Genomic DNA, 15,450 nt, shown 5'->3' with positions numbered 1-15,450 from the left:
ATATTTTGAAGAGTCGGTAATTATTTCTACAAGCGCAGGAAGTTAACGAAGCGGAGATTCCAATCAAGCTTTAAATAGATATTATCACCAAAAATTATTCGTGAATAAAAAGATTTTTATCATAAAATCTCCTCATTCTGATCGGAGTTGTAAATTTCTGCTAGATGCCTTGGTTGTGCTGGCAAAAAGCTGAAAATTATAAACATTATTTATGAGGGTTTGATAATAAAGTTGAAAGCCTTGATTCCAGATTTAACAATTATTCTAATGTGTAAATTCTTAGGATTATCTTAATCTTGTGTTTTACCTAACTTAGGATTATCTTAATCTTTTCATGAAATTATTGCTGGTGAGGTGAGGATTTTACCATACTCATTTCGAGCAAATTGAATTAAAAATTTCATTTCTATAAACTCCTCTGGTTGGACTGAGGGGTGTATTTGATTGGAGTGATTCAAAAGAAATTCAATATTGCCTGAAAAGCGAAAATCAAAAAGTAGAGATACTAAATATATGGTTTCCCAAGTTGAGTTGATAGGTTTTGCTTCTCTCCCTGCTGATACCTTTGCTGAAGGGCCAGCGTCAGGAAATGGTATTTCTGGGAATGGTAGAACTGGACCTTTTCCAGGTCAACCAATACAAGGTTTTAGTGGTGTACAATTTGCGGATGATAATAACTTCTATTTTTTGTCAGATAATGGTTACGGTGCAAAAAATAATAGTGCAGATTATTTGCTGCGTATCCATCGGGTAGACCCAAATTTTAAGGGAGTAGAAAATGGTGATGGTACTGTTAATACTTTAGATTTCATTCAACTTGCTGATCCTGATAACAAGATTCCTTTCACAATTGTCAATGAAGGAACTAGCACCCGATTATTAACTGGTGCAGATTTTGACATTGAATCATTTGTAATTGCTAAAGATGGTTCAATCTGGATTGGTGAAGAATTTGGGCCTTATCTGTTACATTTTGATGCTAATGGCAAATTGTTAGATGCACCTATTCCTACACCTAATACAGTTACACTAAATACCTTAAATGGGGAAGCACCAATTGTAATTGGACATCGGGGTGCAAGTGGTGAATTACCAGAACATACTCTGGGATCTTATAAGTTAGCAATTGAACGAGGTGCAGATTTCATTGAACCAGATTTGGTTTCTACTAAGGATGGTGTGCTAATTGCGCGTCACGAACCGATGCTAGATGATACTACCAACGTAGCAGAAGTTTTTGGTGCAGATCGCAAATCTACGAAAATTTTGGATGGTGTAGAAGTTACGGCATACTTTGCTTCTGATTTTACTTTGGCAGAAATCAAAACCCTCAAGGCAAAAATGCCCCAAGGTTTCCGTCCTCAAGTGTTTAATAATTTGTATGAAATTCCTACTTTTGCGGAAATCATCGAATTAGTTAAACAGGTAGAATTAGATACGGGTCGCAAAATTGGTATTTATCCAGAAACGAAACATCCAACTTTTCACGATGATTTAGGATTGTCTCTAGAAGAACCGCTGTTAGCAACTCTAGAAGCAGCCGATTTCACTGATCCTAGTCGGATATTTATCCAATCTTTTGAAGTTGCTAACCTCAAAGAACTAAATGGAATGACTGATATTCCTTTGGTTCAGTTGTTGGATGCTTATGATGTGAATCTTGATGGTTCTCTGCAAGAGGTTCAACCTTATGATTTTGTTGTGAGTGGTGATACTCGTACCTATGCAGATTTGCGAACAGTTGCTGGTTTACAGGAAATTTCTACCTATGCGGATGGTATTGGCCCCTGGAAACGAATGATTGTTTCTGTAAAAGGTGTGGATGCCAATAATGATGGTGCAGCGGATGATGTGAATGGTGATGGTGCAGTTAACGATGCGGATAAAACTTTAACTGATCCTACTAGTTTAGTCCAAGATGCCCATGATGCAGGTTTGGTGGTACATCCCTACACTTTCCGCAATGAAGGACGTTATTTAGCCTCAGATTATAATGGCGACCCAGCGGCAGAATTTAAACAGTTTATCAATTTGGGTGTTGATGGCTATTTTACCGATTTTCCTGGCACTGGTGACTTAGTAAGAGATCGCATTATTGCAGAATTTGTGCGATCGCCCCAAAATCCCGATGTGCTTGCTCAAACTGAGTTTAACACCTTAGATGGTAATGCACCTTTAGTAATTGGTCACAGAGGTGCAAGTGGTTCTCGTCCCGAACATACCTTAGCAGCTTACAAATTAGCGATCGCAGATGGGGCTGATTTTATTGAACCTGATTTGGTAGCTACCAAAGATGGAATTTTAGTAGCACGTCACGAAAACGCCCTCGCAATACTCAATGCTGATGGTACAATCAACCGCACAGATACCAGCACAGATATTGCCACCCGTTCAGAATTTGCAGACCGTAAAACCACTAAAGTTGTTGATGGTCGCACCATTACAGGTTGGTTTACTGAAGACCTGACCCTAGCAGAAATTAAAACCCTCAAAGCGATCGAACGTTTACCAGACCTGCGGGGAACAGAATATGATAACGACAACTTAGAAGTTCCCACTCTCCAAGAAATCATTGATTTAGTCAAACAGGTAGAAACCGAAACAGGTCGCAAAATCGGCATCTATCCAGAAACAAAACACCCCACCTACTTTGCAACTGAAGGTACACTCCTCGATGGGACTACCAAAATCAACACCAGTTTAGGACAGTTGCTAGTTGACACCTTAGTTGCTAATAACTTCACCGATCCAAAACGGGTATTTATTCAATCATTTGAAGTAGGCAATCTTCAAGAACTCCATGATGTGATCATGCCTGCTAAGAATATTGATATTCCACTAATTCAATTATATGGGGGAGCCACACAAAAGCCCTATGATTTTGTAGTTAGTGGAGATTCTCGCACCTACGGCGATCTGACCACACCAGCAGAACTGGCTAAAATCGTCGAATATGCCTCTGGTATTGGCCCTAATAAACGTTTAATTATCCCTGCTAACACCGTAGATAACAATGGTGATGGTCAACCAGATGACCTAAATGGTGATGGCACAATTAACGAAGCTGATAGAGTTCTTGGTACTCCCACAACCCTAGTTCAAGATGCCCATGAAGCAGGTTTGCTTGTACATCCCTACACTTTCCGTAATGAAGGACTGTTTCTGGCATCAGACTACAATGGTGATCCGAAAGCTGAATTTGCACAGTTCATCGAATTGGGAATTGATGGTTATTTTACCGACTTCCCCAGTACAGGAGACTTGGTACGGGATCAATTTGTAGGTGAAGTTGTTGTTTCTAATCTTAACCGTTCTCAAGGTTTTGAAGGTATGGCTATTAGTCCCGACCAAAAAACCTTATATCCTTTACTAGAAGGAACTGTTTTTGGTGATCCTGTCGGTTCACTGCGAATCTATAAATTTGATGTCGCTTCTCAACAATATCAAGGATTACAAGGCTTCTACAAGTTAGAAAACTCTAGCCATGCCATTGGTGATTTCACAGTCATTAATAACAATGAGTACCTGATAGTTGAGAGAGATAATGGTCAAGGTGACTCTGCGGAATTCAAGAAAGTCTACAAAGTTGATTTGTCTAAAAAAGATGCCAACGGCTTTGTTGAAAAAGTAGAAGTAGTGGATCTTCTGAATATCCAAGACCCCAACGACCTGAATGGAGATGGCCAAACTACATTTGACTTCCCATTTGTCACCATTGAAAATGTGTTAGTTATTGACGCAAATACCATTTTGGTTGCTAATGATAACAACTATCCCTTCTCAGTCGGTCGTGGCCCAGATATCGACAACAACGAAATCATCATTCTCAAATTAGATCAAACCCTCAACCTAGCTGCGGGTGTAGGTCAACCTCCACAAGACCTGGTGATGGGTTCACCAAATGCAGATTTGTTAATAGCCGGGATTGACTTTGATGGTATCAGCGATATAGTTTTTACTGGTGCTGGTAACGATGAAGTAGATGTTCCCTTGGGTGGTAATCTAACTGGTGACAACCGCGTCTTTACAGGCAGTGGTACTGATACTATTTATGTGGCTGATGGAGATAGATCTTTTGGTGGTAGTGGCAATGATGAAATCGACGCTACAGAAGCCACTGGCTACCGTCTTTCCGGTGGTGCTGGCAATGATATCTTCTACCTAGGTGCAGATGGTCGTGCTTTAGGTGGTGACGGTGACGATCAATTCTATGTCCAAGATGGTGGTGGTAACTTGCTTTCTGGTGGTGCTGGTGCTGACCAATTCTGGATTCTGACCGGCGATTTACCCAGTGCGGCTAACACCGTTCTCGACTTTGAAATAGGTACTGATGTTTTAGGTATTGGTGGTCAAGGTACAGGTTTTGATTTTACAGACTTGACTTTATCTGGTGACAGTATTGCCGTAGGTACTAAAACCATTGCAGTTCTCAATGCAATTAATACTACTAGTTTGACTGCTGCTAATTTCGCTTTTGTTTAGTCAATTAGTTTAGGCAATTGGGAGAGGAATATTTTCTTACCTTTCCCTTTTTTTATCTCTCTAGATAATGCAATTAATGACATCTTTTATCTGAACAAAAAAGTAATTTTTATTTACTTAAACCATTTTTAATTAAGAAGTAGCCAGATCATAATTTTTTCTTAATATAGAACTGAAATTTTATAAAACAGGATCAAAATACTAATTTTTTGTGTATGTGGAAGAATGATCACCAAAGGATCTTTCCTCAACACTACAAGATGGGATGGATTCTTTTAAGAAGTAATTGACATCTTTTCAATCTATATCAACAAAGTTCCATTCTTTGTGACATTTTATTTAAGGAAAATCAACCGTTATGGCTAAGAATACAATCATCATGATCGGCGACGGCATGGGCTGGGAAATGGCTCGTGCGGCTGCTATTTACAAACAAATTCGAGAAGGTAAAACGGGTGCTACTCTCAGTGATTATTATAAGTACATGGACAGAATTAATTACACAAATAATTAACATAAAATATTCAGATATAATGAGCGTATTCTAATATTTAATAAAATGATATTTATTCGAGAAATAAACCCTCTATCCGCTAAATTATTAGAGCGGATTTATCGTCAAAGTCGACATCATCAAGTACGTCAAAGAGCGCATTGTCTAATCCTAGCACATCAAGGAGTAAAAATAGAGGAACTGATAAAAATTTTTCAAGTAAGTTACAAAACTATTTATAATTGGTTTGAGAGATGGGAATCAGAAAGCATGGTGGGATTATATAATAAATCAGGGAGGGGAGCTAAATCAAAATTCAATGCTGAACAAGAACAAAAAATTAAAGAATTAGCAAAAGACAATCCAAGGCAATTAAAACAAGTTGTTCAAAAAATCGAAGAAGAATTGGGAATTCAAACCAGTAAAAAAACAGTTAAAAGAATATTAAAAAGATTAAAAATGAGTTGGCATCGAATGCGTAGAGCGGTAGGAGGAAAGCCTGAAACTCAAGTATATCAAGAAAAAAGGGCGCAATTAGAAGAATTAGAACTATTGGATAAAAAGGGAGAAATTGATTTATATTATTTAGATGAATCGGGATTTTGTCTAATTCCTTCTGTCCCTTATGCGTGGCAAGATATCGGGGAACAATTAAATATTTTGAGTTGTCGTAGTCGGCGGTTAAATGTATTAGGAATCATGAATAAACGAAATGAACTTAAATCTTATGTTTCATATCAAACCATTAACTCTGATGTAGTTATTGCTTGTATTGATACTTTTTTTGTTACAGTAAATAAGCCAACATTTATTGTTGTAGATCAAGCATCTATTCATACTAGTGATGCTATTTTTGACAAAATTGAAGAATGGAAAGAGCGCAATATTACTATTTTTGAATTGCCTACTTATTCCCCTCATTTGAATTTAATTGAAATTTTGTGGCGATTTATTAAGTATGAATGGATTCCTATAGATGCTTACAAAGATTGGAAAACTTTTGTTGCATCCGTTGAACAAATTCTGAGAGAATTTGGAGAAAACTATGTAATTAATTTTGTCTAACTACTTACGGAAGGCAAGGGAGAAGGACTTAACTTTCAAAAGCTGGAAAACTACGGTTTAGTAACTACCTACGGAACAACTATTGCTGGCAGCAATGGAGTTTATAACACTGGTAATGGAGCATTAGACGGAACAAATCCTGTCACCGGAGAAAGTCAAGTTCTGCCTGGTTTCCAATTTGATCCAACTTTTAATCCTGGTACTACTGCCAGCGGTGGGGCAAAAGTTAGCGATGGTGTTGTTGGCAACCTTGTAGGCTACGATCCCGTCCGTGGTGGTGTTAATCCTTGGACTCCTGGGAATGACCCTGAGTACATCAAGCACAGCTATCCTGACTCTGCGAATACTGCGACTACTTTGTACACCGGAGTTAAGAGCTACAACAACGCGATCGGCGTTGATATATTTGAGAATTCCTTAGAGGGTGTTCTTGCAAAGGCTGCGGATCAAGGTAAGTCAACGGGTCTAGTTACATCTGTACCTATTGACCATGCAACACCTGCTGCTGCTGCTGCAAATGTTAACCGTCGTAACAAATATGACGATGACTATCCAGCACTGGATAACATCCTCCAACAGGAACTCCGCAAATATCAACCGACAGTGTTACTAGGTGGTGGTCATCCCCTATCTACTCCCGGAAATCCACTGCCAGAGGGAGTTGAGCCGAATACTGATAATACTTACATCAAAGCATCTACTTACACCGAACTTAGCACCAAACCAACCAGTAACATTTACGATTACACATTTTTGGAGCGTGGTGAGAATGCTGCTCAAGTTTTAGCTAATACTGCTGCTCAACTTGATCCTGAAAAGGGCGATCGCCTTCTAGGCTTATATGGCGCACGTGGTCAAAACGGTAACTTGCCTGTAAGTTCTGCTGACGGTGACTACAGCACCACCGGTTTGGATATGTTCAGCAATTTTGCTACTCAAGGGCTAAATCCAGATACCCTCAGACCCTTGAATTTTGGAGAAACAGACGCAGAATTCATTGCCACAGAACGCAACGAGAACCCAACCCTCGACCAATTGACGACCGCAGCATTAGAAGTATTGGGTAAAGATCCTGATGGTTTTTGGTTGATGGTTGAGGGTGGTGATATTGACTGGGCTGCTCATGATGACAATATTGACAACCTGATCGGTGCTACCTTGGACTTTGACAAGGCTGTAGGCTCGGTTATGGCCTGGATTGAGCAGAATGGTGGTTGGGAAGATAATCAACTGATTGTTACTGCTGACCATGACCATTATTTAACTCTCAACGGTGACTTCCCCACTCTGTTGCAAACTAAGGGCGCTGAAGCCTTAACCGCTTTGGATACACCTGCTGAATCTGGCAATTTCTGGGGATCTGACTCCAATGTCAAGTATGGATGGGGTAGCCATTCCAATCGTCCTGTACCTGTTTATTACCAAGGTGCTGATTCGGAAGTGCTTAAAGATTTGGTTGGTAAAGGATATGAAGCTTATGGTTTTGATGTTCCTGGAATTGCGGGTTTAAATGATCAAACCCATATCGCTCAAACTATGTTTGCTGCGGTGACTGAAGTTAATCAAGAAGACTTGGTTTTGGGAACATCTGATAGTGATACCTTGATTGCATTGAGTAATATAGATGGTGTTCAAGACACTATATTTACTGGTGCAGGTAATGATGAGATAGATTTGGCATTCAATAATAATGCTCGTAACAACCGCGTCTTTGGTGGTAGTGGCGAGGATATGATTAATGTCAGTCGGCGCGATCGCGTTTTTGGCAGCAGTGGGAATGATGAATTCTATGCTGTTGATGGACAAGGTGAAAACCGGATGTCCGGTGGTGCTGGTAATGATACCTTCTACCTGGGTGCAGATGGACGCGCTTTAGGTGGTGAAGGTAATGACATTTTCTATGTTGTTGAAGGTGGTGGTAACTTGCTCTCTGGTGGTGCTGGTGCTGACCAATTCTGGATTCTGACCGGCGATTTACCCAGTGCGGCTAACACCGTCCTTGATTTTGAAATCGGTACTGATGTTTTAGGTATTGGTGGTCAAGGTGCAGGTTTTGACTTTAGTGATCTAACTCTCAGTGGTAATAGCATTGCTGTGGGTAGTACAACTATTGCAGTTCTCAATGGAATTAATACTACTAGCTTAACTGCTGCTAATTTCGCCTTCTTGTAAAAAGTTTAAAGGGAGAGAGAAAGGTTTTCTTTCCTCTCCTCTGTTTTTATTCGCTGGTGTTTGAGATTTGTCAAGAGGATAATCTCACGCAAAGGCGTAAAGAGAAACAACGTATTTTGGATCGAAGGCGCAAAAATTTTGGGAATTAATTGTACGCTTACCCTCAAGTTTCATCTGTTTGACCCTTGAAATTTTAACCATTTTAGGCAACCTCACTTCTTAACCTTCTGTTATTTAGTTCTTAATTTTATTGAGATAGCTTTTTCTTTGTAGTTAAGGTTTTAACCTTTTCTTGAAAATTTCCAAAAGACTAAAATCCTGACTACAAACTAACTAATGCTCATCTTTTAATTACAGATATTTACCATGACAAATACAATTCAACTTAATCAAATAGGCACAATTCAATTAGACGGTGCAGAAATTTCTGATTTTGATGCCAAATCTCAACGCCTTTTCGTGATTGGGGAATCTGAAGGCAATCCAGTTATTCAAGTAGTAGATGTTTCTAACCCAGGCAACCCCACTAAGATTACTAACATTGATTTTTCTAGCTTAGGTGGCGGAATTCAAAGTGTCGCCGTCAAAAAAGGTACAGGAACAGAAAATAGCATTTTTGCTGTGGCAGTTTCTGCTAACAATAGTACCGATGCTGGTAAAGTTGCTTTTTATGATGCGGTTACTCTCACTAAACTTTCAGAAGTGACAGTTGGCGCTTTACCCGATATGATCACTTTCACTCCCGATGGTAGCAAATTACTTGTTGCTAACGAAGGAGAACCAAATGAAGATTATACAATTGATCCAGAAGGTTCAGTTAGCATTATTGATGTTTCTGGCAATATTGCCAGTTTAGATAATAGTAAAGTTACAACTGCTGATTTTACCGCATTTAATGGACAAGAAGCAACTTTAAAAGCAGCAGGAGTAAGACTGTTTGGGCTTAATGCTTCAGTAGCTGAAGATTTTGAACCAGAGTATATTGCAGTTTCACCTGATAATCAAACTGCTTTTATCACGCTACAAGAAAATAATGCTGTAGCTGTTCTTGATATAGCCAGCGGGACTATTACCGATGTTTTACCTCTGGGTTTCAAAGACCATAGTTTAGCTGGAAATGGTCTTGATGCTAGTGATAGAGATGATGGTATAAATATCCAAAATTGGCCTGTTTTGGGGATGTACCAACCGGATGCTATTAGCTCTTTTCAAGTTGGTGGCAACACTTACTACATCACTGCAAATGAAGGAGATGCTCGCATTCGTCCCACTGGTGATGATATTTTACCTGCACCTAATGATGGAGAAGGCGATATTTTTAATGAAGAAATAAGGGTTAAGAATGTCATACTTGATCCAACAGCTTTTCCTAATGCGGCTGAATTACAAAAAGATGAAAATTTGGGTCGTCTGATCATTACCAATACTCTGGGAGATACAGACGGAGATGGAGATTTTGATCAACTTTATGCTTACGGTACTCGTTCTTTCTCCATTTGGAATTCTCAAGGTCAATTAGTATACGATAGTGGCGACCAGATTGAACAAATTCTGGCACAACAAACACCTGCACTTTTTAATGCAAACAACGGAGATCCTGACGATTTTGACACGCGTTCAGATAATAAAGGCCCTGAACCAGAAGGTGTAGTAGTTGGTGTTATTGATGGCAAAACTTATGGATTTGTGGGCTTAGAACGTGCTGGTGGTGGGGTAATGGTTTATAACCTCAGCGACCCAACTGCACCTGAGTTTGTCCAGTATATTAGAACCGAAGGTGATGTTAGTCCTGAAGGTTTAAAATTTATTTCTGCTGAAGATAGTCCTAATGGTAAACCAATGCTGACAGTTGCTAATGAAGTTAGTAATACTGTTAGCTTTTATGAAATACTTCCCAGTGCTGCACCTACAGTTGAAACCACTCCTGACTTATTTGATGATGAAGACCCAGGACAGGCTACAGTAGATCAAAATGCAGATGCGGATGACCCAGCTATCTACGTCAATGCAGAAGATTCTGCAAATAGCTTAGTATTAACTGCGGTCAAAAATGCCGGACTGCGGGTTTATGACTTGTCTGGGAATTTGTTGCAAACAGTAAATCCTGGGGAGATTCGTTATAACAACATTGACTTGCAATATGGGTTTAAACTGGGTGGAGAGTCCATTGATATTGCCGTAGCAAGCGATCGCAATAATGATAAGCTAGTAATCTTCAAAATCAACCCCAACTCTACCAACGGCAACTATTTAGAAGATATCACCGACAGCAATATTGGTACAATTTTCCAAGCTGCACCCTTTGACCCTCCCTACGAACCATCTTCTCGCAGTTCCTACGGACTCACAATATATCGCAGTCCTTTTACCAATGATTACTATGTCTTCACAGGACGCAGAGAAACTGGAGATATAGCCCAGTTAAAATTAATTGACATCGGCAACGGTAAAATTGGTGCAGAACTAGTCCGAGAATTTACTGTACCTACAATTAATGGCATTGACCCCCAAACAGAGGGAATGGTTGTAGACCAAGAAACAGGCTTCCTCTATATTGGTCAAGAAAATGTTGGTATTTGGAAATTTGATGCAGAACCCAACGGTAGCAACACAGGTAAACTGATTGATGTAGTCAAAGATTTGGGTGGTAGCAATCTCGTAGATGACGTAGAAGGACTAACTATATACTACGGTGCTAACGGTACAGGTTACTTACTCGCATCTAGTCAAGGAGATAACACCTTTGCAGCATATACCCGTGAAGGCAACAACGAATTTTTAGGGCGTTTTGGTATCGGTAACAACGGTGCAATTGATAGCGTCCAAGAATCAGACGGTGCAGATGTCGTCAACGTCCCTCTTGGTGCAAATTTCCCCTATGGTCTATTTGTTACCCAAGATGGTAACAACGACCCAGCCAAACTAGTTGAGGATGATGGGGAAATAGAAAACGTCAACAGCAACTTTAAATTTGTTCCTTGGGAAAACATTGCAAATACCCTTCCCGATATCTTCAAAATTGACACCACCAGTTACGACCCCCGTAACCCCGTACTTCAACCCAGATTAACTAATTACGAATTTGACAACCTGCCCAAATTAGGAACAACTTCCGCAGGTCAAGATATCTTCTTAGGTGGCTTCTCTGGGTTGTATTTCCAAGGAGTGGCAGCTAATGGTAACTGGAAATTTGTTACCCACACAGACCGGGGGCCAAATGGAGAACCCACAGGTCAAAATAGACCATTTCTATTACCCGATTTCCAACCAGAAATAGTCAGCTTTGAACTTAATCAAACTACTGGTGAAATCAGCATTACCAAGAGAACTGGGTTATTTGCATCAGATGGTACTACTCCTTTAACTGGACTTCCCAACCTGCAAGCTGGTGCTAGTGGTACAGCTTACACCGATGAAATTGGTGTAGATTTGAATGGTCAAGTCATACCCAATGATCCTTTTGGTGCAGACTTAGAGGGTATTGTTATTGCTGAAAACGGCGACTATTGGATGGTTGATGAATACCGTCCGGCGATTTACCATTTTAATGTTAACGGTAAATTACTTGACCGTTTTATTCCCCAAGGAACAGCCACAGCACCCAACCCAGACCAAGCCGCAGGAACTTTTGGGACTGAGGTATTACCAGCAGTATACTCCCAAAGACGCGCTAATCGGGGATTTGAAGCGATCGCATTAGAGGGTAATAAGCTTTATGCTTTTATTCAGAGTCCCATTGATAATCCTGATAATGGTAGTGATACAACATCTAGAAATTCTCGAAATTTACGAATTCTAGAATTTGACATCATTTCTAAACAGGTAACAGGCGAATATCTCTATCTTCTCGACGATATTACAGGTAGTGGTACTGCGAAAACAGATAAAATCGGTGATGCTGTTTCTTTAGGTAATGGAAAATTTGCCGTTGTCGAAAGAGATGATAGAAGTGATAACACTTCTAATAAACTCATCTACCAAATTGATTTAGCAACAGCTACTAATATCAATAATTCTGCTAACTTTAATTTACCATCTGGTAAAACTATTGAACAACTGACACCATCTGAGTTAGTAACTGCTGGAATTACTGCCGTTAGTAAGAGTTTGATTGCTAATGCTGCCCAATTGGGTTACACAGGAGTTGAGAAATTAGAAGGTTTAGCATTAGTTGCACCCAATACTCTAGCTTTAATTAACGATAATGATTTCAACGTTGCCGGAACTACAACTCCTGAGAAGTTGGGTATTTTGGAATTACCCTATAACCTTGTAGAAGTTCCAGAACTTGTTTTTGGTAGTCCCAATGCAGATACTTTAATTGCAGGTGCTTCGGTCAATGGAGTTGTCCAGTTAGACGGTATTCAAGACATTGTATTTACTGGTTCCGGCAATGATGAAGTAGATATCCCTATTGGTGGGAGTTTAGTTGGTGACAACCGCGTCTTTACAGGTAGTGGTCAGGATACCATTTTTGTTGCTGATGGAGATAGATCTTTTGGTGGTAGTGGCAATGATGAAATCGACGCTACAGAAGCCACTGGCTACCGTCTTTCCGGTGGTACAGGTAATGATATTTTCTACTTAGGTGCAGATGGACGCGCTTTAGGTGGTGACGGTGATGATCAATTCTATGTCCAAGATGGTGGTGGTAACTTGCTTTCTGGTGGTGCTGGTGCTGACCAATTCTGGATTCTAAGCGGCGATTTACCCGGTACTGCTAACACCGTCCTTGATTTTGAAATCGGTACTGATGTTTTAGGTATTGGTGGTCAAGGTGCAGGTTTTGACTTTAGTGATCTAACTCTCAGTGGTAATAGCATTGCTGTGGGTAGTACAACTATTGCAGTTCTCAATGGAATTAATACTACTAGCTTAACTGCTGCTAATTTCGCCTTCGCGTAGTAAGAGAACTCCACAAAAAAGATGATCCAATCTTGTGGGATGGGCATCTTGCCCGTCCTTTTATTATTAGCGGGCAAGATGCCCGCACCACAAGAAATTTTGGGATATTTTTTTAATGGGAGAACTCTAAATCAGTTTAGGGAAATTGGGTGAGTAGAAGTATCAAAATCTGATTTCTCATTAGCACTCGTGGGAGACTAATGCAGATTTGTGAAATTCAACAATCTCAATTGATTAAAATTCGTGGATTGTTCGTTCTTGTGCGGGGAAGTAATACTTCCTCGCTTTTTTGTGCTGCCAATATCTCTGCTAAATTGTGGCAACATCCTATAATTAGATATGACAATTCCTATTTATGTGAAGTACAAGCAGTAATAATTAAACGCAGATGGACGCAGATCAACGCAAATAAAAAATGCAGACAATCTTCACAAAACATCGCCTACTCTGGGCAATTTTACTTCTCAGTAGCGCCTTGGTAATCACGCTGTTACTGTCTCTTTCTCAAGGTGCGGTTTCTATCAATTTTTCGGAATTGTATCAAGCATTAATGCGCCAAGGCGACCCAACTAAACAAACTATTCTTTGGGATTTACGGCTACCTCGCATTGTCGCGGCATTGATTGTGGGTGCAGCTTTGGGAATGTCTGGCGCATTGTTACAAGGGATGTTACGTAATAGTTTAGCTGACCCTTTTATATTGGGAATTTCTGCTGGTGCAGGACTAATTGTAATTATTATGATTGTTTTGCAAGTCTTCCCGATAGCGATTCCTTTAGCGGCTTGGTTGGGGGCAATTTTGACCTCTGGGATAGTCATTTTTCTCGGTCGGACTGGTTCGGGTATTTCGGTGGAAAGGTTGATTTTAGGTGGGGTAGCGGTGAGTGCGTTATTTGGTTCTGTGCAGAGTACGTTGTTATTAATGGCAGAAGATGGACAGGTGCAAATCGCGCTTAGTTGGTTAGTTGGTAGTTTAAATGGTCGGGGTTGGCAAGAAATTTATACAGCGGGGCCTTATATTATTGTAGCTTTGCTGGTGGGGTGTTTGTTAGGGCGATCGCTCAATGTCTTGGCTTTGGGTGATGATATGACTGTAGGATTAGGGGTTTCGTTACTGCGATCGCGTTTATTAATTGGTGGTATTGCCACTTTATTAGCCGCAGGTGCTGTTAGTATCGGTGGTTTAATCGGTTTTGTCGGTTTAGTTGTTCCTCATGGTGTGCGTTTAATTGTCGGCACAGATAACCGTTTTGTTTTACCACTTTCAGCCCTTGCAGGTGCGTGGTTATTAATGTTTGCAGATTTACTTTCTCGATTAGGTGCTGTAGAACTTCCTGTAGGTTCGGTGACTGCTTTATTAGGTTCACCATTATTTATTTGGTTGCTTTATCGTCGTTCTGGTAATTGGTGATTGCTAAAGGCAATTATAAAAAAATGATTTAGGATTACTATAAATAGGAAATTACGCAGAGAATTTGATGATCAGAAATTAGCTACAGATAATCACACACTCTAATTTCAGCATTAGTTGTTGTCTGAATCATTTGTGTTGTCTGAATCATTCCTATTGTATGCATCGTTTCTATTGTATGAATCATTCCTATTGTATGAATCATTTCTATTGTAGGAACTGTTTCTGGGATTTCTACGGTATTGTCTTAATTTGGCTTGTTGCTCCGGTGTCAAAATTGCCTGAATTTCTTGTTGTTGCTCACGTGTAATTTCGCGCACTTCTTGCCTTTGCTCTGCTGTCAGATTTAGCGATCGCAGTTTTCTCATAGACAATTGATTCCGACCATTACTACTAGATTGTAATCTTTGTCGCTGTTGAGGAGATAATAGTGCCAAAATTTTCTCTTCACTTTCCTCTCTAATTCGTCTCACTTGTGCTTTTTGAGTGTTAGTCAAATTAAGTTCTGACATCCTTTCTGAAGCTAGATTTAGGTCTGTTGACGATGTAGAGCTTCTTTCATTCTCAGTAGAGTTATTGGGAAAAGATGTAGAATTTCTGCCATTATTGTTCTCATTAGAATTATTAGGAAAAGATGTAGAAATTCTCTCGTTATCAGTAGAATCATTAGGCAAAGATAATCCACCATTAGGAGATAATTGACATCCTAAAGTGAGAATAGCAATTGCAGCAGTACCCAACATCAGCCTATAGTTCATAAATTGATACTCCATCAGTACATTTCATTTCCAATAAGAGGCTGTTTGAAAAGTCATGATTGATGTATCTATCAAATATTTTTACCCCTCCCTAACCCTCCCTTTATCAAGGGGAGGGAACTGGATTTTCTGGTTTCCCCCTTATCAAGAGGGGAATAAAGGGG

At 39.8% G+C, this 15,450-nt stretch carries 7 protein-coding genes; 6 read left to right on the top strand and 1 reads right to left on the bottom strand.

Going from position 1 to position 15,450, the window contains the following annotated elements; genetic code table 11:
* The first annotated feature begins 471 nt into the window (after nt 1-471).
* The 6 genes from AC012T_RS24770 (at nt 472) to AC012T_RS24745 (ending at nt 14,528) form a co-directional block, all read left to right on the top strand.
* The gene (locus tag AC012T_RS24770) at nt 472-4,482 is read left to right on the top strand and encodes a glycerophosphodiester phosphodiesterase family protein (protein WP_487061691.1); all 4,011 of its coding nucleotides are present in this window, start codon (nt 472-474) and stop codon (nt 4,480-4,482) included.
* Nucleotides 4,483-4,840: 358 nt separating this feature from the next.
* Nucleotides 4,841-4,996 carry an alkaline phosphatase gene (locus AC012T_RS24765; protein WP_487061689.1) on the top strand — a complete coding sequence of 52 codons (156 nt, stop codon included), beginning with the start codon at nt 4,841-4,843 and terminating at the stop codon, nt 4,994-4,996.
* A gap of 45 nt (nt 4,997-5,041) precedes the next feature.
* Nucleotides 5,042-6,040, top strand: a complete 999-nt coding sequence (locus tag AC012T_RS24760) for an IS630 family transposase (RefSeq protein WP_487059958.1) — start codon at nt 5,042-5,044, stop codon at nt 6,038-6,040.
* 42 nt (nt 6,041-6,082) lie between these two features.
* On the top strand, nt 6,083-8,212 hold the full coding sequence (locus tag AC012T_RS24755; protein ID WP_487066758.1) for an alkaline phosphatase: 2,130 nt from the start codon (nt 6,083-6,085) through the stop codon (nt 8,210-8,212).
* Between the two features lie 366 nt (nt 8,213-8,578).
* Nucleotides 8,579-13,117 (top strand): phytase, encoded by a 4,539-nt coding sequence (locus AC012T_RS24750; protein WP_487061687.1) that lies wholly within the window; start codon nt 8,579-8,581, stop codon nt 13,115-13,117.
* Nucleotides 13,118-13,532: 415 nt separating this feature from the next.
* The gene (locus AC012T_RS24745) at nt 13,533-14,528 is read left to right on the top strand and encodes a FecCD family ABC transporter permease (RefSeq protein WP_487061685.1); all 996 of its coding nucleotides are present in this window, start codon (nt 13,533-13,535) and stop codon (nt 14,526-14,528) included.
* Between the two features lie 113 nt (nt 14,529-14,641).
* On the opposite strand, the gene AC012T_RS24740 is transcribed toward AC012T_RS24745, so the two are convergent.
* A complete protein-coding gene (locus tag AC012T_RS24740; RefSeq protein ID WP_487061683.1) occupies nt 14,642-15,286 on the bottom strand; it encodes a Spy/CpxP family protein refolding chaperone in 645 nt (214 codons plus the stop codon).
* Nucleotides 15,287-15,450: the final 164 nt, after the last annotated feature.

The organism is Anabaena sp. EIM26 (assembly GCF_057568715.1).
Note: the sequence above shows the minus strand (reverse complement) of the source record. Positions and strands in the feature narration are given on the sequence as shown.

Bases quoted from the DNA above. Each gene is read 5' to 3' on its own strand.
- AC012T_RS24740 (WP_487061683.1), bottom strand. From the start codon at position 15,286: ATGAACTATAGGCTGATGTTGGGTACTGCTGCAATTGCTATTCTCACT.
- AC012T_RS24745 (WP_487061685.1), top strand. From the start codon at position 13,533: ATGCAGACAATCTTCACAAAACATCGCCTACTCTGGGCAATTTTACTT.
- AC012T_RS24760 (WP_487059958.1), top strand. From the start codon at position 5,042: ATGATATTTATTCGAGAAATAAACCCTCTATCCGCTAAATTATTAGAG.
- AC012T_RS24765 (WP_487061689.1), top strand. From the start codon at position 4,841: ATGGCTAAGAATACAATCATCATGATCGGCGACGGCATGGGCTGGGAA.
- AC012T_RS24750 (WP_487061687.1), top strand. From the start codon at position 8,579: ATGACAAATACAATTCAACTTAATCAAATAGGCACAATTCAATTAGAC.